The organism is Rhodococcus oxybenzonivorans, from assembly GCF_003130705.1.
Taxonomy (GTDB): domain Bacteria; phylum Actinomycetota; class Actinomycetes; order Mycobacteriales; family Mycobacteriaceae; genus Rhodococcus_F; species Rhodococcus_F oxybenzonivorans.
The window spans coordinates 371,895-392,801 of record NZ_CP021355.1; the positions used below are offsets into that span (position 1 = coordinate 371,895).

Annotated in this window: 11 protein-coding genes; 7 read left to right on the top strand and 4 right to left on the bottom strand. The window is 61.9% G+C overall.

What is annotated here, in order from left to right:
• Positions 1 to 1,356: 1,356 nt before the first annotated feature.
• The 3 genes from CBI38_RS32730 to CBI38_RS32755 all read left to right on the top strand — a co-directional run bounded on the left by CBI38_RS32730 (position 1,357) and on the right by CBI38_RS32755 (position 8,728).
• Positions 1,357 to 1,584 (top strand): hypothetical protein, encoded by a 228-nt coding sequence (locus tag CBI38_RS32730; protein WP_005262432.1) that lies wholly within the window; start codon positions 1,357 to 1,359, stop codon positions 1,582 to 1,584.
• A gap of 4,465 nt (positions 1,585 to 6,049) precedes the next feature.
• Positions 6,050 to 7,759 (top strand): ParB/RepB/Spo0J family partition protein, encoded by a 1,710-nt coding sequence (locus CBI38_RS32750; protein WP_230990412.1) that lies wholly within the window; start codon positions 6,050 to 6,052, stop codon positions 7,757 to 7,759.
• Between the two features lie 111 nt (positions 7,760 to 7,870).
• Positions 7,871 to 8,728, top strand: a complete 858-nt coding sequence (locus tag CBI38_RS32755; RefSeq protein WP_109335690.1) for a ParA family protein — start codon at positions 7,871 to 7,873, stop codon at positions 8,726 to 8,728.
• A 646-nt stretch (positions 8,729 to 9,374) separates the two neighbouring features.
• On the opposite strand, the gene CBI38_RS32765 is transcribed toward CBI38_RS32755, so the two are convergent.
• From CBI38_RS32765 to CBI38_RS32775, 3 genes are all read right to left on the bottom strand, one after another.
• Complete coding sequence (locus CBI38_RS32765) at positions 9,375 to 10,094, bottom strand: hypothetical protein (protein WP_109335691.1); 720 nt, start codon at positions 10,092 to 10,094, stop codon at positions 9,375 to 9,377.
• Positions 10,091 to 11,011 (bottom strand): ParA family protein, encoded by a 921-nt coding sequence (locus CBI38_RS32770; protein WP_109335692.1) that lies wholly within the window; start codon positions 11,009 to 11,011, stop codon positions 10,091 to 10,093. Before CBI38_RS32770 ends, CBI38_RS32765 begins: the two co-directional genes overlap by 4 nt.
• A 2,578-nt stretch (positions 11,012 to 13,589) precedes the next feature.
• A complete protein-coding gene (locus CBI38_RS32775) occupies positions 13,590 to 14,069 on the bottom strand; it encodes a helicase associated domain-containing protein (RefSeq protein ID WP_109335693.1) in 480 nt (159 codons plus the stop codon).
• Between the two features lie 509 nt (positions 14,070 to 14,578).
• Between CBI38_RS32775 and CBI38_RS32780 the strand changes: the two genes are divergently transcribed.
• Complete coding sequence (locus CBI38_RS32780) at positions 14,579 to 14,908, top strand: histone-like nucleoid-structuring protein Lsr2 (RefSeq protein WP_109335694.1); 330 nt, start codon at positions 14,579 to 14,581, stop codon at positions 14,906 to 14,908.
• Positions 14,909 to 14,979: 71 nt separating this feature from the next.
• On the opposite strand, the gene mihF is transcribed toward CBI38_RS32780, so the two are convergent.
• Positions 14,980 to 15,297 (bottom strand): integration host factor, actinobacterial type, encoded by a 318-nt coding sequence (gene mihF, locus CBI38_RS32785; protein WP_109335695.1) that lies wholly within the window; start codon positions 15,295 to 15,297, stop codon positions 14,980 to 14,982.
• 677 nt (positions 15,298 to 15,974) lie between these two features.
• Between mihF and CBI38_RS40770 the strand changes: the two genes are divergently transcribed.
• The 3 genes from CBI38_RS40770 (at position 15,975) to CBI38_RS32795 (ending at position 20,290) form a co-directional block, all read left to right on the top strand.
• On the top strand, positions 15,975 to 16,160 hold the full coding sequence (locus CBI38_RS40770) for a zinc finger domain-containing protein (protein ID WP_418328368.1): 186 nt from the start codon (positions 15,975 to 15,977) through the stop codon (positions 16,158 to 16,160).
• A 716-nt stretch (positions 16,161 to 16,876) separates the two neighbouring features.
• A complete protein-coding gene (locus CBI38_RS32790) occupies positions 16,877 to 17,590 on the top strand; it encodes an HNH endonuclease family protein (protein WP_109335696.1) in 714 nt (237 codons plus the stop codon).
• A gap of 852 nt (positions 17,591 to 18,442) precedes the next feature.
• Positions 18,443 to 20,290 carry an RNB domain-containing ribonuclease gene (locus CBI38_RS32795; protein WP_204165055.1) on the top strand — a complete coding sequence of 616 codons (1,848 nt, stop codon included), beginning with the start codon at positions 18,443 to 18,445 and terminating at the stop codon, positions 20,288 to 20,290.
• Positions 20,291 to 20,907: the final 617 nt, after the last annotated feature.

A 20,907-nucleotide genomic window follows, 5' to 3' on the forward strand; every position in this document is an offset into this window, starting at 1 on the left:
GTCGACCTCACCGATCGAGGGAGATGGCGCTTTTCTCTTGGGATTCAAACCGCCATGATGGGACCATTGACCGGTCCACCTCAACGCGAAGCTCGTGTTCAGCCGGCTTTGGGAGTCGCGCCGACGCAATATATTTTGGACTACCCATCCGACTTGAATGCCGCGAGCAGTCTTCGCGGACGTTTCCACATTCTCCCACCAACTCGACTCCCTCCCGTTAGCTAAAGAACGGGCGTCTCCCTGCGGCGATAGTTCGTCAGCGATGACGCATCACTCTTCGCCGTGGGATTCAAGAGTGTGCATCCCACACCGGTGACCGCGAACTCCGGTGCGGTCGGCGTGAATCCCAGTCGTTTCTTGATCGTTCTGCAGGACGAAGCATCAACTCGTGCGGCCAGTACGAAAGCTCGCCAGTCGCCAACTATGCCCTTCTTCGCAGCACCCGACCTGTTAGCGCAATCGCAGAGTCGTCTTGGTTTGTTCGCGAGGACCGCTTCGATCTCGGTCGGGATGGTGAGTAAAGGTCAACGACCGCCGGACATCGCGGAATCTTCTGTTTAGTACCTTCGGATATGTCATGCCGACAGGGATTACGGCGCAACGCGACCTCGAGGCTCCACCGGGGCACGAAGGTCGAGAGTCAGCCCGGCCTCGACGATGAAGCGTAAGCCGTCAAAAAGTCATAGCCGACACGACCGCAAAGCTGGAAGAGTTTGTCCTCCAAATTGCAGCGGTCATTCCGCACGCTGTCCAGTTGTTTTCAGTATTGATAGATCCCTTTCGCGTGCCAGCAACCAGCCAATCGGGTGCATCGGCACCGTCCTAAAAGGTTCGGCGCGATCGACCGTTTCGTGGTCACCCAGAAATGAGCTCCTCCTGGATGCATCCGTCCGTGGTTCTTGCCCGAATCTTCCGCCGATTCGTCGCCGGCCTGATTCACATCAAACAGTGCGCTCCGGCCTATACGCCGGAAAAGACCGCTCGATTCCTTCAACGTGACTAAGCTGCAGATTTGCGCGTGTGATGGTTGGTCGACTGGGGATTGCCGGTGATTTCGCGGTGGACTTCACTTATGCCGTTCCCCATATTTTGTTGTTGGCGGCCCGCGTAAGTCGTGTGTAACTCGATGTATCACCTACTTTCTTTCATCACGTGACGTTTTAAGGGTGCTGTGATTACCTACCCGACCGCAAAGCTGTTTGATCAAATATTTTTGCCTTGGGTAGGTGCGCCGATCGCATACGATTCGGAGCCAGATTCACGCCCAGAGCGGCTTCCGCGCGTCATTTTCGGGTTTTATTTAACTCGGCGTGTCGCTGCGCGGTTTAGTTAAACCGAAAGAGCAGGATTTAAGGCATGACAACTCGGAAAAGTCGGGGCGGGCGCCCAGCCCGCGACGTCGCCGTTCGCCATATCGGGGTTGAGTTTCCCGCGGAGATCGCCGACCGGATTCTCGCACCGGTTGACGATGGTCGGGTTAAGACAATCACCGATCGAATGATCGCGCTCGTTCAGCTGGCACTCGAGAACGAGCCAGCGATTCCGGCGCAGGCCAGACAGGAAGAGTTGCCGATGACGGGCTGAACAGAGCCCAGAAAAGGCGAAACCCCCCTTCGCTCGCCAGCTCCGGGGGTTCCGCTCGTCGTACAAACCGCCACGCAATGGAGGAGGTCTGCCTTCTATGAGTATAGAACGCGCGATTCGTCGTGCGCACGCGACACGACGTGATATTGGTGTCCGTGAGGTCTCGTCTCAGCGTCGACGTGGGAATTCCGTGGACGCAGACACTATGCCGCCGGCTTTTCCGGCGATCACGCACGCCGTGAGGGGGTGCCTCTTCCACTAGCGAAAACGTCGGTGGGTCCCACCCTTTCCGGATGAGACCCACCGCTCATATTTGGCCGTTCCAACACGACCGCTCCTGTGATTGGCAGTCCCGCGAGCAGTCGTGTCGATACCGTGCGCTCTTGCCAGGGTAAGCCATGTCCCGCTGCTGATGCCAGCGACTCACGGCAACAACCTGGTTAAGGGTGCGTGAAAGGCGCGTCATGCACCCCAAATCTGCGACCTCTGCGGTCGCAATTTCCGTCAACTCTGTTCAGAACGCCCCTGTCAATGAGGCACCCTCGCCCATTGACATCGAATGGAACGCACTCGTCTCCGCCGCTGTCGAACGGGTTAATCAAGTCGAGCGGCTCAACGCGGAAAGCCAGCAGCGGGGCCGCTCATGGTCGCTACCCGTTGACCCCGGCCGACAGGCATCGACGCCGGCGTGGACCGGGCGGGCGGCCTGGCAGCACCAAGTCCGCGAGATGCTGAACTCCACGACCGGACGTGAAGTTTGCAGCCGATTCAGGGTCAGCACAGAGTTCGTTTTTGCCGTAGCTGTGACGATGGCCTCGTTCGCAGAGCGGACGACCGGCCGTCGGGTATGCGCGTCGAGGGACAAGATCGCCCACCGCAGCGGAGTCAGCGTGTCGGTAGTGAAACGCGCCCGAAGGGCACTCCAAACATTCTCCGTCGCCCGCGAGATGGTGCGAGGAAGGTACTTGAGAGCTGACGAATCGCACGCTGCTGAATCACACCATGGGCGAATTCAACGTCGCGCGGCCTCCGTCTGGGCACTAACTTCACCGAAGTCGCTGGTCATCGCTGCTAGGCGCGCGGGGAAGTCGCTGTCCAAGACGGTCCGGCGGTCGAAGGATGCGGCTCGCTCGAGTTATCCACAGCTGGGCGCTCGTGGCCCCCTATCCCCTTCCAGGGGATTTAAGTTCTTATCTCTTGTTAGAGAGTTATCACCAAAACGCGCGCAGACGCGCGCAGGCAAGCATTCAAGAAATCCGAAGACCCAGGCACAGCGGCCGCGACCGATCGACGTGCAGCGCACAGCCGCTGAGCTGCTCTCTTATGCACCAGCCTTCGAATCGGCTGGACACATCGGCGCGATCTGCGATGTTCTTACGAGTGCCGGCGTCGATGTGAATCGGTGGCGTGGGCGGGACATCGCCGCCGAACTCACACGTGACACCCAGCAACGAGGCTGGATTTGGCCCGAACGCATCGAGCGGCCCGTTGGCTACCTCCGTTGGCGGTTGACTCAGATCGATTGGAACCGGCCCTCACCATCTGAGATGGCCCAAAAAGCCGCCCAGGAGGCCCGTCAGCGCATTGCTGACCGCGATGCACGCCTCAGCCGCGGCGACCGCCCGATTGCAGCCCCAGATCATCGTCAGCGGTGTCGGGAGGCGTTCGCGTCGGGGCTTCTCAAGCGACGGAAGGCCGATAGTGGAATCTGAATGTTGCCGATATGCCTGCTGAAGGCTTATCCCCACCGGTTACTGGCATGGTGATGGAGAGGGAGAGTGACGGCGCGAGTCCTCAGGGAGTGGCGAGCCGCGGCATCGCTGTCACCCGAACCCCCTCCTCATTCGATTCCGGGCGCGGACAGGCGAGGCGTGAGAGCACATTGACCCGCGGCCTAGGGCGCGCCTCTTAGTGTGGCGAGTGTTAGACCGGCCCCCGAAGTCGTCTGAAGCGGGTGCCCGGGCGGGTGAACCGATCGCATTGCACGTAGCGGGGCCCCGGTCTTGCGACCTGTGGGTGGTGTCGAGGCGAAAAAGGTTTGGCCAATGCGATTGCCCGAGACCGGACCCCGTCAGTTGGCAGGATCGAACCGGAAAGCGCGCACCTCCTTGCAGGACCGGCAGGGGACGCAAATCTCGCAGCCCGTTCCGGTGCGGCCTCGAAGGACGGCGACCCTCGTCCGTTTTGCCACCTTCGAGCGGTCTCCTCTGCGAGTAGGTGCCCTCTTTGGCACCGTCTCATCCTCATCGACCAGTACCGGCGGAACACTCTCGCCTATTCCACCGCCGAACACCCACACGCGGGCGGCCTTCGCCTCCCCCCACCACCGCATCCGATGCATCAGAAACTGCCCGAGAGACTCTGTTCGGGAAATGCGATTAAGAACTTCGACGGCGCCCCGACTCCTCCTTCGCTTGAAAGATCGGACCGTGCTCGCCGATACGGGCGCGGTTCACACAAGGCTCGCTCGCCCAACGAGCGGAACTGGCCGTCTCGACCACGCGTCCACCGCGTACACGGCACCGTGGCGGTCATGCACGCGATCCACCGCGCCCTTGCCGTCTTGTCCGCAGTCCCTATTCATCTCCCCGCTCTCGATTGTGCCCAACTCCCCCAGCGGAAAAATTCAGTTGCTGCCTGTTGCGACAGACGTCTTCGTGTCATTCCATGCGTGTGGACATGCGACCTCTCGCGGAGGATTGCGCGCTGAGAAGACTGCCTGACAACGGAGAGCCACACGGCGATTGAACGCTTCCAACGCTTTAGTGGAACGCGCGTCCACGACGCTCCCGCAGAGTCGTAGGTGAGACATTCGAATCTCACCGTGGTCGTCAGAGGTGCTCGCACCGCCACTTCCCCGCCACCAAAATGTAGCTCCTACTCCTGATCCGGCGGCATCATCGAGTTTGAACGCGTCACTCTTGAGCCAGTCTTCCGACCGGCGGGTGAACGCTGCGCTTGTCGGGAGCGGCGGATGCCTCAATGGAAGCGCATTCGTCATGCTCGATTCCACCGGAAACACTGATTACGGTCGCCAATTCCCGGACGGTGCTGCATTCGGACCGCGTCGGACCGCGTCGGACCGATCGCGATCGTGAGGCTTCGTCTCAGTCGGCGAGGCCGACGCACTCGGTGATGCACCGTGCATCACTCAGGGCTCGGCGGGGCAGTCTCGACGAGTGAACAACCACGGCCGGATGCAGGAGCTCTAGTTTGCCGATCGGAACGTGCGTCGAATCCGACGCTCGTTTCGAGCCGAAAGACTACGCATGCCGCATGCCGCATGCAGGGGCGCCGTACCGGTTCCATCGGCAGAAGGTGTGTCACTTTCCGGAGACAGCCCGATGATGCACGGTGCATCACCGGAAGGTGTACTCGAGTGGACCGCAGAGACCAGCTCGCTCGGAGAAGCAGAGCTCCGGTCCGACTTTCAGGCTCGGATGGTGCTAGTTCATCGGTGATGCACCGTGCATCACCCGGGGCTCAACGGGGCAGTGTATCGACGAGTGAAGAACCGCGGCCAGATGAAGGAACCCTGCCGGAGGTCAGGGGAACGATCGAACGCACCCATCGGCACTTCATGACTCTTTCAACACGCTCGGCGCCGGTCTACAAGGGTGCGCTGACGTGTTCACCGGGTGCCGGGAATTCGGATCGAACTCGCTTGTGCGTGTCGAGTATTCGAGAGACGGCCCGGGTGATGCACGGTGCATCACCAAAAGCTGTACGGCGGAGGACCTCGTGGGCATCTATCAGCCGGAAGGCGTCAGACCCGTTCCCCCAGCCCATATGGTAAATCGTCAATCTCTTTGGTCTGTCCGCGAACAGTCGGATGGAATCGTCAGCCCGTCCGGCCGGTAGAGGTCGCGGAAGTGTCTCGGTAGCCGATGCCGTACAGGCAGCGGTCGAGTGGATCGCGGAGACCGCCCCGCTCGGAGAAGCAGGGTTTCGATCCGGTGCACGCGACTTTCAGGCCGGATGGTGCAACCTCATCGGTGATGCACGGTGCATCACCCCGGGATCCCAACTCGGATTTTGCGTTCGGCGTGACTACATACGGGGGAATCGCTTCCGGTGATGCACCGGGCATCACCGAGGTGCAAACGGGCGGTGGCATCGACGAGTGAACAATCATGGCCAGATCGAGGAGCTTAGATTTGCCGATCGGGATGGAAGTCGAATCTGAAGATGACGGACAAAGCGCCTACCGGTGCCCGATCGGCGCGGGCCGCAAGATCACGCATGCCACATGCAGGGTGGCCGTACCGGATCCCGTCGGCAGAAGGTGCCTCGCCTTCCGGAGGCGGCCCGGTTGACACGACGACCGAAAGACCGGGTGGTGTTAGTTCATCGGTGATGCACCGTGCATCACCGGTGCGCTCACCGATGGTGCGAGTCTCGCCTCGATGAAGCGCATAGCTCGACTTGACCGCTGGCACCGCGCTGATGCACGGTGCATCACCCAGTGTGCGACACGCCGCCGGAGGTCTCGGGCGAAGGGCTCCCCGCCCACTACGCTCCTTCTAAATACATGCAAAGCATGCGCACAGAATGGAGGGTGATGAACGCCGGGGCGACATCTGAAATGGTGGCTACCACTCAATCGACGGGTCCGGCCGCGACCAAGAGGAAGCCGACAGCCCGCAAACCCGCAGGCAGGAAGACCGCGAGTCGATTCCGGAAGTTCGCTGGCGGCGAAGATAGTGAGGAACTCGCGGCCGCGGCGTCCTCCGATGTAACTACGCCAGTGAATGGTGATGCAAACTCTGGCGGCATTACCGCCGCGCTCGCTGGATTGGCCGCGGCTGATGGTCAAACCGTGGTGCAAGTTCCGGTGCTTCAGACCGTCCCTCATCCGTTCAACGACCCGGAGAGGTCCGAGCCTCAGGTCGGCGACCCGAAGTGGGACGAGCTGGTCAATGGCGCTAAGGCCAACGGCATCAAGGTCCCCGGGCTTTTGGTGACACGCAAGGGGTTCCTTGCAAAACGGCCTGACCTCGCCAACGCTATCGGTGACGATGCCGAGTACGTGGTCATCTATGGGCACCGCCGCCGTGCGGCCGCTATTGCGGCCGGTTTGGCGACGATTCCTGCGGTGATCGATGACGCCGTGATGGATGATCATGGCGATCTCGATGCGATGACGCTCGAGAATCTTGGGCGCCAGGATCTTTCCGAGATCGCGGAAGCCCAGATGTTCGCCCGGTACTCCGAGTTGGGGTTGTCGCAGCGTGCCATCGCCGAGAAGCTCGGTGTCGACCAAGCAACGGTATCGCGGCGGCTGTCCCTGTTGCTGCTCGTGCCCGAGATCCAGGCAGCGATCGCGGCGGACGCCATCCGTAGCGCCGAAGGTGCCGCTCTAGCGGGGGCACTCCCCTACGGTCCCGCGCGGAGCTGGCAGAAGAAGGCAGATCCGGCTCAGGGCACGGATGCTCGTCGGTCCGAGCAACTTGCGGCGTTCGCCCTGATTGCTGATCGCGGAATGAGTCCGACTCGTGCCGCGGAACGTGTGTTGACCGAGCGGAAGTCTCGGGAGCAGGCATTGGCTGCGGGACTTGAGATCGTGGATCCGTGTGAGCGGTTCGGAGATAGCTTTCATGAGCATCGACTGTTCGAGGTCTCCGATGTGAATCTTGCGAGCGCAAACGTTGTCGGCGCGATCGATCCCAGCCAGGGAACGCTGGTCTTCTACGCGGTCGACAAGCCCGCCGGTGGAACTGAGGATGCCAGCGAATCGGCTGCGAGGTTAGCTGCGGAAGCTCGGGCGGCGGCACAGAAGGCGCGTCGAGAAGCGGGCAAGAAGCTTGTGGCTTCCGTTCCTTCGCGGGAGAAGTTGGTGACCCATTTCATCGACCAGTACGCCTACGGTGTTTCCGCTTTGGCGACGAGCGCGGAGGGGTGGCGTCTGGCGCAGGCGTATCTGGGACAGGAAGGTCTCGACGCGACCGAGTTCAGAATGAGCGCTCAGAACGGTGACGAGAAGCGTCGCGGTGAGATCGCTTGGGCCTGTGCGGTCGCGGGATACGAGCTTGCGGCGTCCAGTGACTCGGAGGAGTGGGGACCATCGGACCTGACGTACTTGGATCTGCTCTCCGAGCGCGCCGGGTACAAACCGACCGCGTGGGAGGAAGCCCGCCTCGATGCTGCACGCCGGGCATTGCGTGTCGCCGATTGATCGGGGTGATGCACGGTGCATCACCGATCCATATTGCCTCCGCGGGTGATGCACGGTGCATCACCCAAGCGGGCACAGCCAATTCAAGATACTTAACCGCAAGGAGTTCCTGTGGCTACCTATGCAGTAGCAACCCTGTCAGGCAGTGCTGGAAAAACGACCACGGTCACCTCGACCGCCACTTTGCTTGCTCAGGACGGATACCGCGTCCGAGTCATCGACATGGACAGTCAGGCAAACGCGAGTACGTGGCTCGGCTATCCGGAGGCCTCCGGTAAGACCGCCGCCGACGTCCTGCGGCGCCAAGCTTCCATCAAGGAGGTTGAGCGCCCAGCACGGGTGCTGCGGGGGTACGACGAAAGCGACCAGCCCGTATATGAGGAGATCCCGAACCTCACGATCGTGCCCGCCGCACGCGACACACTCGACAAGCTGATCGTGGAGTTACCCGCCGTGACGGGTGGTGTACTTCATCTCCGTGACGCCCTGGAGGAAGCGGAACCGGTCGACGTCACCTTGATTGACTCCCCCGGCTCACTGAACGTTTTGGTGATTGCTGGGATTCTCGCGACGATGGTCGATGAGGAAGGTCCGTACGGTTCGTGGGGTCTGATCACCTGCACGAAGCCGTCCGGTAAGGAGAACGAGGGCATCCCGGCGTTGGAGCAGGAACTGCGGAAGATCAAGCGGACGTACCGAGTCGACGTGCCGCTGCTGTCTATCGTTCCCTGCGCAGTCCCGCCGATCGGCGATGTCTACCGTGAGCAGATGGAAGATTTGCTGAGCGAATATGGGGATAGGGTAACGCCCCCGATCCGCCGTGCGAGCATCGTGGACGAGGCCTACACGAATTACGTTCCTGTACCGATCTACGGTTACCGGGCGAAGACGGTTACCGCCGACTATCGAGCCGCGCTGACTCATATGCAGAAGCTGGGGCTGTTCGGGCAACGGGCGGCAGTCGCGTAGGGGCCGGAGACCACCCGTGGTGAACGATGTTGGGCGGCACATGCGGCCTTCGCGCGGGACCAGCACAGTCAATGTGCCCCATGATCTTCACGCGCTCGTTCGGGCTGCCGTGCGGCTCGTGCGGCGTAAGACTGGGCGGTCGTACTCGCTGATGCAGTTCACACAGGAGGCGTTCGCAGCGCAACTGAGAGTGATTGCGGAGACCTACAACGATGGTCGCGCGATCGAGCCTGACGCCGAGCCTCTGGAGCCCGGCAAGGCGGTGTGAGGCAGCGTGGGCCGCGATGCGGTCCGAGAGTAGGTGACGAAGTTCGGAACGCGGTGTGTCGCCCTACCGAGGTAGGTCCGTCCCTCGCTGGGCTGCCTCAACAGGGATCTTCGCCGCGCTGAAGCAAGTCTCGGTGTCTCTCACCGGCATGCCGGTCTCTGGAAGCCAATGAGAGCGCTACGCGACACACGGTGGGGTGAGGCGTTGAAGCCGCCGAGTCTGTGCCGAGAACGCTGACCTGGCAGCACAGAGCGGGCTGGTCCCCCATCGAGGCACGGATGCTGGTCCGTCCCGGTATCGGCAGAGATCGCCATCAATATCGACCATGGCGGGGACGGCAGCGACCGTCCTGGCCATTCGAGGGCCTTGTTGGTGTTCTCAGTCCGCTCGGACGTCGAGATACAGCCGCAACGCTTGCTCGACCAGTGCGCTGCGGCTCCCCGCAGCCCATTCCTCAGCGAGCGCATCGAGCGTGGCGGTATCTGATGCGATGATTCCGGCGAGCGGTACGCGTGCCTGTATCTCGCTATGCCGGCGCCGCCGAGGCTGGGTGCCGACGTCGCGTCTCTTGAAGAGGCCTCCGCTGGTCTGTACAGGCTCGGCTGTCCAATGACGTTGAAGTTCGTGGGCGTGCTTTTCGACCGCGTCCAGAACGACCTGGCCGTAGGCGCGCGCGGTCGCCCGGTCGCGGTGGCGCTCGTTCAGTGTCAGTTCGCGCAGTGCCGTGTACACGGCTGGGGGTAGATACACCTCGGGTGGAGCGATCCGGGTCGGTGCGGTGTCGCTGCGGGGTTTGGCTTTTCGGCGGGGTGGAGCGACCAGTGTCGCCGCCTCCGGTTGAGGCAGGGCGGGTTCTGGTTCGAGTTCTTCTGCGTCAGTCGACTCTTCGTCGGGGACTGGTGCCGGTTGCGGCGACTCAGCGGTGGGTTCCGCATCGACCTGGAGCGGAGCGTCTTCTCTGTTGTTTGCCGGGGCCGTTGGTTGCGGGTCTGGTGAGTCCGCTGTTGTTTCGGTGACGATGCTCAGCGAGGGAAGTATGTCATCGAGATCGCCGAGAGCACCGGGATCGAATGCGGCCTTTCTGCGTCGTGCACTCATGCTACTCCCCCGGAGACTTCGTCCTTCTCCGCAGCAGAGAGCCGACTGAGGACCTCTCGGGTGAGAGATTGGTAGTCCTTGGCGAGTCCGGAAGGGTCGCGGGACCACAAACGTTCCGCGATGTTCTTCTTTTCGCGTAGCCGTTGTATCCGGTTCTTCAGTGGATCCTCTGCGACTGCAACCAGCTCCGAGGGCGTGATGTGTCGGATTCGGAGATCGACTGCGGCTGCGCGATCAGACCGAATGAAGGTTTCGAACGGGGCGGCGCCGCTCCCTTCGAGTAGCTCCTCTACCTGTTCGAATACCTCGCGGTTGCGGGCGGTCGCGCGGGGGTTTGCGTCAAACAGCACAACACCGAGAAGTTTGATGAGTGAACCGCTCTTGCGGGCTCGAAGGTAGCGGGCTGCGAGGAGTTCCACACCGGACAAGCTGGCGTCGTCATCTTTGGTCGGAACGAGCAGGTATCGCGCGGTACCCAGCAGGGCATCGAGGAGTGGGGCGTCTCCTGGTCCGGAGTCGATGAGGATCAGGTCGTACTGCTCGGCTGCCTGCAAGTCGATGAGGGTGGAGACGAGATTGCCCCTCAGGTCCATTCCTGATTGAGCGGCTGTGGCGGCGATGGCACCGATGACTGCGAGCGCCGGGCCACCGGGAATGAGGTCGAGGTTCGGGCGGACGTCTCGCGTCGGTTCGAGCGGGTGCGCGTATTGAAGGGCCATGCTAAGCCCCTTCCCTCGATCCCCCTCGACACCGAGATCCGAGGACGTGACGTTCGCCTGCTGGTCGGCGTCGACGACGAGCACCCGCCGGCCAGCAGCAGACACCATGCCTGCGACGGCTGAGACGATGGAACTCTTACCGACACCGCCTTTTTGATTGGCGACAAGCACACTGCGCGGGGGCTGCGTTGGCGACATGCCTAGCAGGCTACGACGATGCGGCCGGGTGGACGGCCACCGACACACCCCATTGGTAAGACCTTCTCACAACCCATGACCAGGACCTCGATCATGACCATGCAACAGGAGCTGCCAAAAGGTCTTCGAGAAGGTATGGCACCAGATCAGCATTCAGGTCAGATCCGTGGCCGCTGAAAACTCCGTGTACAAGATCGTGCAACAGCTCTTAGACATGGTCGCAAACAACGCGATATCAAAGGTGGTAACGAAGGCCGAGTTTCTGGTCACCAACATGCCTTTGCAGCAGGTCATCAGTAAGGGGAGTGGTACGACCGCTTACACGGTTTAAGTTACGGGCATCGCGCGGGTGGTGCACACGGACGTAGTTAAGGCCATACGTAAGGCCGCAAGGATAACTGCATGTCAGAGCCATTTTCCGCGGTGCTGCAACAGGAGATTGGACCGCTTTTGCGGGGAGATTATGACGCTGACGCCGCCACGCGCGCTAGACGAATGCACACACAGCGCAGTCGAAAACGGGTAGATCGTCATACGAGTCGGCACTCCGAGAACATGACGAAGAGGGCCAACACTCCCGGTGCCCCAGAGCCCTCAGTGGAGGAGGGGTGTCCGAAGGGTGCTGAATTCCTTACGCAGAGACGGGAAACCATGAAATCTGACATTCTCCACTGAATGAGGGAGGGGTCGCATCGGCGCGTATGGGCAGATTGTGCGAGCACTTACGACGACGGGGGGATCGGCGTGCGAGCGCGCGGCCTCTTTCGTTAGCCGAGTTCCGGACACATGGTCAGATGTACGGCCTCATATACGGCCATACCTAAGGCCATACATGAGGCCGTACGTCACTGAGTAGGCGTGGCGTTCATTTGCGCCATTACCTCTTTAGGGCGCGCCTAGCCCCGGACCACTTTGCCTCGCTGGTCATTAACATCACCCACCGATCAGTGGTCACATCCAATCAAAGCATCCGCAGGCCAATTCGTCACTTGACGAAATGTTGAAAGGGTTGTTCTTCTCGCCGGTGGTGCCAGAGTGGGTGCCGCGCGGCAGGCTCGAGCGCATCACCAAATCGATCGCGTAATGCGTCGCCATTGCTGCGCGGTGATGCGGGTGATGCACGGTGCATCACCCGGGGTCCCGGCTTGGACATAGGCGTTCGGTGCAATATCTGCAGAAGGACGCCTCATGGTGATGCACACCGCCGCCGACGCCCACCGGGGCGGCCTCTGCATCACCGCGGCCAAGCCGCTATCGCATCGCCGCCGTAGAGCGCCGCCGCTTCGGCGAACACCCTTCATCTCCGAGATGCATCCGCTGACGGATGATCGTTTGAGCGATCGGGATGCGCCGACGCTTCGGGACGGAGGCCTGTGGCGTCAGCGCCTCCCCTCGAGTGGGGGCCGCCGCGGTGCCGGCCGAAATTGATATACGAACCAACGCGGAACTCGGGCAACTGAAGTTCCGCGAGCACCAGCCGAATTACCGCAGGAATGGGCGAGAGGCGCAATGTGTGCGTGCCACCACAACGCTCAGAGCGGAATGTCCATCCACATACCGTCGAGGATTCCGAGCGCGAGGTTACGGAGGGGCCGAAGCGGCGCTGGTGAATGCGTGTCACGCCGGGGGACAGGGACCCCAGCGAACGGGGCGCATCCGCCTCGTGTTGGCGACCCCCAAGGGGAGGCGTCCGGATGCGACTACGTGGCCAAGCGCAGGGAGCGTCGCCGATCGCGCTGTTCATCCTGTTTTGTGGCGCTATCTCGGCGATCGGAATTGGTAACGCCTTCAGTTGGCAATGTGGCTCAGTGCCGAGACGGCCATCTGCGTGTTCGTGACATCGTGGCGTGAGTTCAGACTGGTGACACCATGGTCGAGCATGTTCACCTATCGGGAGACCACTCGATCTGCGCCCGTATGCGGGCCCTGGCGTTGACTCGAAGTCGTCTACCGTTGGCGAGTCCGGTCGTCCAGGTGTGGTTTCACCTTGTCCAGGCGTGTGGGCGCGGCAGAAGCCGCCAGTTCACTGCGGGGTGGAATTCGTCTGCCACGTCTCGCTTTCCACCGGTCCAGTTCTTGCGGAACCGTTACGCTCCCGGGGTGACGCGTCACCCGCAGGGACGGCAACGTCGGTCCTCCGGTTCTGCGCTACACGCCGCAGTGCGGCGGCGTGTAGCCGCCGCAGTGCGGCGGCGTGCCCTCGCTAGCACGGGCCCTGAAGTGTCTTCCCATCTAATACGACTGGGTGCGTATGTCAGGTCGTGGAATGACTTCGATGGACTTCGAGATCCAGATACGGTCGACGTCCCCATAGCCCTCCACGACGGTGCCGCCGCTCCGCAATACGGTCGTATGTTTCGCATGCTCGTGAGCGTCGCCTCCACGGTGCTGGTGGCGCTAACTCATGTGCACCCGGACTCTCGAAGTCGCGTGAGTGGTCTTCGTGTGGAGGTTGCATGGACGCAGTGAGAACGTTCCGTTTGGAAGATGAGTCAACGTTGAAGCGGCTGGGCTTTCTCGTCGTTGATGTGTCCACATTCTCTGTGGATCGTCGGTCTCTTTGGTGAATTGGGGGGTGTTACGCCGCGGTCCTTGGTCCACGGGGGCGCGGGCCGGGGGAGACTCCGAGTGCTGCGAGTGGGCCGCGCTCCTCGTCGGGCAGTTGGTCCGCTCGCCACTTCTTCACCGCCCGATAGAGCCACTGACCTACCTGTTCCCCGTCGTCGTTCACATAGTTCGCGGGAACGAGTGCATCGCCGTGTTGCTCACGGTAGGCAGCAATCTCCGCGAGCATGCGACGCCGCTTGCTGTCGGTACGAGTCACGGCAGGTAGAGGGGCGTTGTCTTCGCTCCACACGAATCCGATTGCATCGAGCTCGCGGATCCGCTGGGCAGGCAGCGTTCCGAGCATCCGAGCGACGCGCTGACGGTACTGCCAACGACCGAGCCTAAATCCACACTCTGTGACGTAGTCTTCGGGTATCACGGTTCCGGGGTGTTGTTGCCGGAAGGCCGAGTACAGTTCCACTGCTGAGGCTGCGGACCGCTGAGTTCGCATCGAGATCAGTCCTTCTGTGAAAACCCGATATGTCAAGTAGTTGGTCTCTGCTTCGATTATGTCAATCGCTTTCAGTGTGTGTCACGCATGACCCGGCAATCTGGTCGAGGGAGTCGTCGCAGCGAGCGGCATTCGGCTCGTCGGCAGGTGCAAGATCGCCACAACTCGTAGTGAGAAAAATGCCTGTAGACATGGACGGCTTCGGCACTGAGCGGATGCGTAGTTGCGATGGGGGCATAGCTGGTTTCGGCCGGCTACCGGCAGTGTTGATGGATGACCTGGGGTGAGCGGCGGAATGGGTTCTTTTGTTGGGGCTGCTCGGTGGATTCTGAGCCCGAAGGGGCGCTGACGTGGCCGCGTGTCTCAGTTGGATGCGCGCAAATACCGCAGCGAAAAGTACTCGCTGCAATGGCGATCCGATAGCTTTGTTGGATTCGCAGGTACGCCTTACTTCGCAGTAGTGTTCGCCGGGAATCGACGATGAAGGAGTGGAACTGTAGCGCGCAAAAATTGTTGTCGAACGTCTCGATGACATCGACGGGACGCCGATCAAGGATGGCAAGGGTGAGACCATTGCGTTCTCCGTTAACGGTGTCGACTACGAAATTGATCTGAAGGTTAAGAACGCCAGGGAGTTCCACGGCACTTTCAACTACTACATCGAGCATGCAGCTCGCATGGGTGGGCGGAAGCGTCGGTCGACTCCGGCAGGGGCTTCTTCGGATGGGCGGAAGCGGGCAAATGACATTCGGGAGTGGGCAACGGCCCAGGGGTATGAAGTGTCCTCGCGGGGAAGTATCCCTGCCCAGCTCGAGGATGCGTACAACGCGGCGCATTGATACTTGTGAGTGTACTTGGCCACAGCCTCCAGCCAGGGTATTCGGATTGGCTGGGGGCTGTGGTTGTCTGATCAGGAGGCTGTGGAAGCTTCGATGAGTGCTTGGCGCTGGTTCGCTCCGAGTCCGCCGATCCGGCGGGTCTCGGCGATCGACAGTTCCTCGAGGAGTTTCGCGGCTTTCACTGATCCGACACCGGGAAGTGCCTTCAGCAATGCCGATACCTTCGTCTTCTTCACGATTTCGTCCGTTTCGGCCTTGGCGAGTACCGCGGCCACGGTGAGCTCTCCAGCCTTCACGGCTGAGAGGAGTTCGCTACGCGCTTTGCGGGCTTCGGTTGCCTTCGCCAGCGCGTCGGCGCGTTGTTCGGCAGTTAATACGGGTAGTGCCATGTGGTGCTCCTTGCTGCTTCGCTCAGCCAGTTCGTCTGGCCGCTGTTCGTCATAGTGCCAGGTGGCCCGGACATGGGTGGGTAGTGATCGGCTTGAGTCCGATCGTTCGGTGGTCGATTCGGGGGTCGGACGGCGTTGCTGGGCAGGGGGAGTGAATGGCCATGAAGCAATTTCGCTCCCGAGTGGGAGTGAGATGCGCAGAAAGTCATCAGGCACTGTGGGCGGGGTTAGGTTGGTGAAAGGCGTTGCGCCGTTGACTGTGTACTTGTTCGCGTGGACGTGAACCGGCGGGCGCCGAATAGCTTGGTGTTGACTGACTGTAGGGCTTTCGGCTGAAGCTGTAAAACCAAGGCGGCTATTCTCTGGGTGCTGTAGAGACGCTGACGCCAGGGGTCTCTGCTCGTTGGTTCAGCTGGCGAGTCGATGCTGCACTCACTCGCCTCCTGCCGGAAGATCTCGGAGTGATATTTCGTGGGTACGTTGGCGCGGCCGTGTGGTTTTCGTTGAGGCGATTCGTGGTGGCCGCGGTCGAGCGGCTTCGTGCGCGATGCGGCGGTCGGATGCGCCCGACATGTATACCCGACGGTGCGGGGTGGTGTGTACATGGTGGGTACGGCATGATTCGCGATGTCAGGTGTAGGTGCGGGTGATCAGGGTGGCGTCGGTGGAGGTGAGTGATGGACCCATTCGAGTTCGTTGTTCACATTCCGTGCCCGCATTGTCGTGTGGGCGTTGGGGAGCGCTGTGTCACGAAAGACGGCTATGAACGGAAGATTCCGTGTCTGTATCGTGTGAAGCTCGCGAAATGGCCTGACGCAGAGCAACGACCGGATGCTCCGCCTGATTCGGAGTCAGACTACTGAACTTAATCTCGGCGACTGTGTGTTCGTGATTTGCCGGGTGGGCCGGCCCCTGTCGGCGGCGAAGCGCTCGGTGGACTATCCGGCTGGGTTGCGCACTTTCCATGCGGGCGTTGGGTGGATGCGCCTCATCGCTGCATCGCGTTCCCGTCGCCGACCAACCCATGCGGGCACATCGCTGCTCAGCGGTGGCGGAGCGACTGTGCGATCTGTAGCGGAGTGCTGATTCATCAGTTCCGGTCCGGGCCGCGGGGTGTGATTGCCGTTGCGGGGCACCATTGTGTGACCTTCAATGAGCCGAGTTTGTTGCCAGTAGGAATGGTGAATGTGCAGGCGCCTAGCCAGGCGCCATGGCTTGGGGTGGTGCACTGCCTGCCAGCACTCGAACATGTGTTCGATTATCCGCCAGGGTGACGCTTCTACGCCATTCGGGAGGTGATTTCTGTGTCCGAGGTCAGATGCGTGTTGAAGCGCGGGGATGCTGGTGTGAGTCGACTGGGGAGGCTGGGCGTAGCGGGTGGCGAACTGCGTTGTTCGGTTGGCGGAAGGACGGGCGGATATCTCGACGATTGTGGTCGGGAACTTGCTGGCCAATTGGTCTCAGCGGTGACGTTCCGGGTGACGCCGAGCATTCCGTCGGACAGGCGGCGAGGGTTGTCGGTGGAGCAGGTCATACTTGTGTGCCACTTCAGTCCCACAGGTAACAGGAGAACTGCCCCATGCGTCGTCGTCCCCGGTCCGCTCTTTTCGCTCTCGGTGCGGTCACCGTGCTCGGCTTGACCGGTTGCTCGGCCCTTGCTGATGCGAATCCGGGAGCCGGATCGCTGGGGGACGTACCGGCCGCCCCGTCGGTGGGGTTCGATGCGGCGTCGGCGTTGGCGAAGCTCGACACCCTCGGGGTCAAGGGCCGCGCCCCGAAGACCGGCTACAGCCGTGAGCAGTTCGGTCCGTCGTGGTCCGACGACAACGGTGTCGAGGGCGGCCACAACGGGTGCGACACCCGCAACGACATCCTCCGCCGCGACCTGGTGGACCTGACCTACAAGACCAGTACGCGGGACTGCGTGGTGGCGACCGGCACCCTGCACGACCCCTACACCGGCACCACCATCGCCTTCGTGCGTGGCCAGGACACCTCCACCGCGGTGCAGATCGACCATGTTGTCGCGTTGTCGGATGCGTGGCAGAAGGGCGCCCAGCAGCTGAGCCCGGAGCAGCGCCGCGACCTGGCCAACGACCCGCGGAACCTGCAGGCCGTGGACGGTCCGACCAATTCGAAGAAATCCGATTCCGACGCCGCATCCTGGTTGCCGCCGAACAAGAGCTACCGATGCACCTACGTCTCGCGGCAGATCGACGTCAAAGCCCTCTACCGGTTGTGGGTGACCCAGGCAGAGAAGGACGCGATGAGCCAAGTCCTGCACTCCTGCTGAGAAAAGGTCATCGCGCCGAGAGGGATGCAATTGCGGCAGCTCCTCGATGGTCATCCATTCGGGCCGACCCGGCGCGGAAGCTTTTCCGCGCCGCCGGATGTCGTGAAACCGACACTCGGGGGATACGCGTTACTCGACGGTGCTCAAACAGGGAATCAATCTCTGCGACTAGCCTCACACCGGGTGACCGCCTGATCGACAATCCGATGTGTATCGGCAGATCGAAGAGGTAGAAGGCGACTGGAACGGTGCGCCTCGCTTGGTTCAGGCGCATCTTCTGGGATCTGCCTACGAACTGTCATGGTCGACTCCTCCTCACAGAAGACGTTTCCCACCCCTCGCGGCTATGGAGTCGCTCAGTGGAGGAAGTTCGATGTCGGAGTGCGCTGTGGCATTCCGGGCCGTGTGGTCGATTGAACCGATGTTGGCCACGCGAACGCTCACCGAATGCACGGCGCGCCTCACCTCACGGTATCGAGCCGGGTGTTAGATCGAATCTACTGTTGTGAGCGAGGTGGTTGTCTTGTTCGTGCTGGTCGGGCACGTCGATACACGCGGGAGGACGCTCTGGTACGAACGGGTGCGCGTCACGCCGGGCAACACCGGGCACTTAATGGGCCAGGAGACCAGGCACGGCACTGGAAACGTCCCGTCAACCAGGACTGCCGGGACGGAAGTGTCTCGACCATATTGGACCGACGCAGCCGCAATGCCAGCCGGATCGGCGGGCGTGTCGAGGGAAAGAGGTGATCGACACTGATGTCCATCGCTGGTACTGATGGTTCTGGTGCAGTGTCGCTGCCGATTTGTTCCCGAGGAGGCGCAGTGTCCGATAGCGGTGTGCCGTTGTTGATGGTGGATCGGTCCGAGGCCCTCGACCGCGATGATGCGTTCGCGGTAACCGAACTCGTCGACGGTTCGGGGTGGAAGCTGGAGGTGCACATCGCCGGTGTCGGGGACGTCGTGCCCCTAGGCTCCGCGGCTGACGCGACGGCATTCCTGCGCCGTGAATCGAAGTACCTTTCGCGCCGGACAGTCCCGATGCTTGGCCGCGACACCGAGCAAGCGGCGACGTTGACCGAGACAGCGGAAAGATCCACTCTGCGCGTCCAGGCTGATCTGTCCGCGGACGGGATCGTGTCCGGGGTGCGTGTCGATCGCGGGCGGGTGCCGGCCGGTCGGTGCGTCACGGTTGATCATGCACAGATCGTCGAAATCCTCGGATCGGTCGACGACCCGCTACACAAGTGCGTGAAAGCTGCGAATGAGGCCGCGCAGATACTGCTTCAGGGGCGTCGCAGGTCCGGTGCCTTCGCGCTCTACGACCTCACGCATGGCTGGCGTTCCACCGAGGAAGGGGGAATCGCACCGATTCCATCCGATGTGCGGACGGTCGGGTATGTGATCGTGCAGGAGATGATGATCGCAGCCAATGAGGCGATCGCCATGTGGTGTGTGCAGGAGGATCTCCCGGTCCTGTTTCGCAATCACCGCAGCGCGGTGACCGCGGGCAGCACCGAGGACCTCGCAGCGGAGGTGGCCGTGGCGATGACTGATCCGGTGCTGTTCGAGAAGCTACGTTCGCGTCTGCAATCGTCGTTTCGTGCCGCCACTTACGCCCCGACGGTGCACGGCCATCACGGGCTTCGGTTGGCGGCCTACACGCACGCGACGTCGCCGCTGCGCAGAGTGTCGGACCTGATCACCCAACGGGTGATCTTTGCCCACCTCGACTCCGCGCCTGCCCCGTACACAATCGGACAACTCGGCAACCTCGCCGCCGATATCAACCGGCGCATCGCCGTGGACCGGGAAGAGAAGGCAGCGCACTTCAAGGCACTCGATCGGAAGGTGACCGCGCAGGTCGTCGCAGCAGGCGAACTCGAGGGTCTCGACTCGAAGCGGTGGGCGAAGGTGCTGGCTGCCGCGGCCACACGCGACCCGATCAGTGAGGTGGTCACCGAGCTGCGCCGCCGAATCAGGGCCGACGAGGTATTGGTCACCACCATCGTGACGTTGCTCGACGCTCCGGAGAGTTGGGCACCGATCCGATCCGAGGTCTTCGACTGGGCATCGCAGACGCACCCGGAATTCGGGCCGAGTGTCGTGTCGATGTGGCTACAAGCCCATCCCGATCTGCCCAAACCCGAAATCGACAGCGATCACCGTGGCCCCTCGCACACACCAGTATTCGCCGCCCGCCTCCGAGTGGGCGACGTCCGCGGACCGTGGGCAACCGCGGGCAGTAAGAAACGAGCCGAGCAGGACGCAGCGTGGGGCCTCACCCAGGCGATCGCTGCCGGAGTGAGCCACCCGGAGACGGACTCCCCACTGCGGGACGAGCCGCACACAGTTCCCCCGAGCACCACGCACGCAGGGATACGGGCGCAGCCACCGTCAGCGAGCAACGGAAGCCCGGATGCGGATGACGGGCAGGCCTCGAAACGGCGGGAACGAGCGCACAAGAACCCGATCGCGTGGGTACTTAGCCATTCCCAACACCACGGGCATCCCTCCCCGCAGTGGGCAGTAACGATGGAGGGCGCCGCCCACGCCCCGGTGTTCACATGCGAAGTCCGCTACCGGAACCACACGGCGACTGGCCGCGGAACAACAAAAACACACGCGAAAACCGCTGCAGCGGAGGACCTTATCGATTCGCTTCTCGACGAGGCGTCGCCCGCGAAATCACGCCCGTAAATCGATCTTATCCACGCATCCGCGGATTCGTTCGAACATACGCGGTGCCGTCCGTAGCAAGGTCTCGCCCCGAAGCACACCTGCGTCGGATGGGTGCCGAAAAACCTCTCACAGAACCTATCCCAGCCATGCCCCGAGGTGCTCACATAGGAACAGAAGGCCCGCGGTGCGTCCTGGCAGTTGTGGATCGTGGACTGCTTCGCTCGCCGCTCCGACCGCAGATCACCCAAGAACTCGTCGACATGTGCCGGAGTCCAGCACCACGGATACTGCGTCGAACCAGCCGCTCCCGTTGCTCGATCGTCGAGTGCCCTGGGACGCAGGTACGAGATGGTGGAAAGCTCGAGCACCCGACCAACGTTGTCCACCGCCACGGAGAACCGCCGAATGCTGCGAGCGTCTGATGCCCGAATCATGCAAAGAATGCAAGAACCTGGCAAGCACGCAGACCATCGACGCGCCGATCCATCGTCTAACGGTATAACCGCCCCCGGTGGTCCCATGAGCGGTTAGCCGGGGAGTCGTCCGATGCGCCGGTCTGTATATGACCAGGTCAACACCCGGATTTTGACAAACGGATGGCGTAATTGATGACGATGACCGATCGAATGACAATC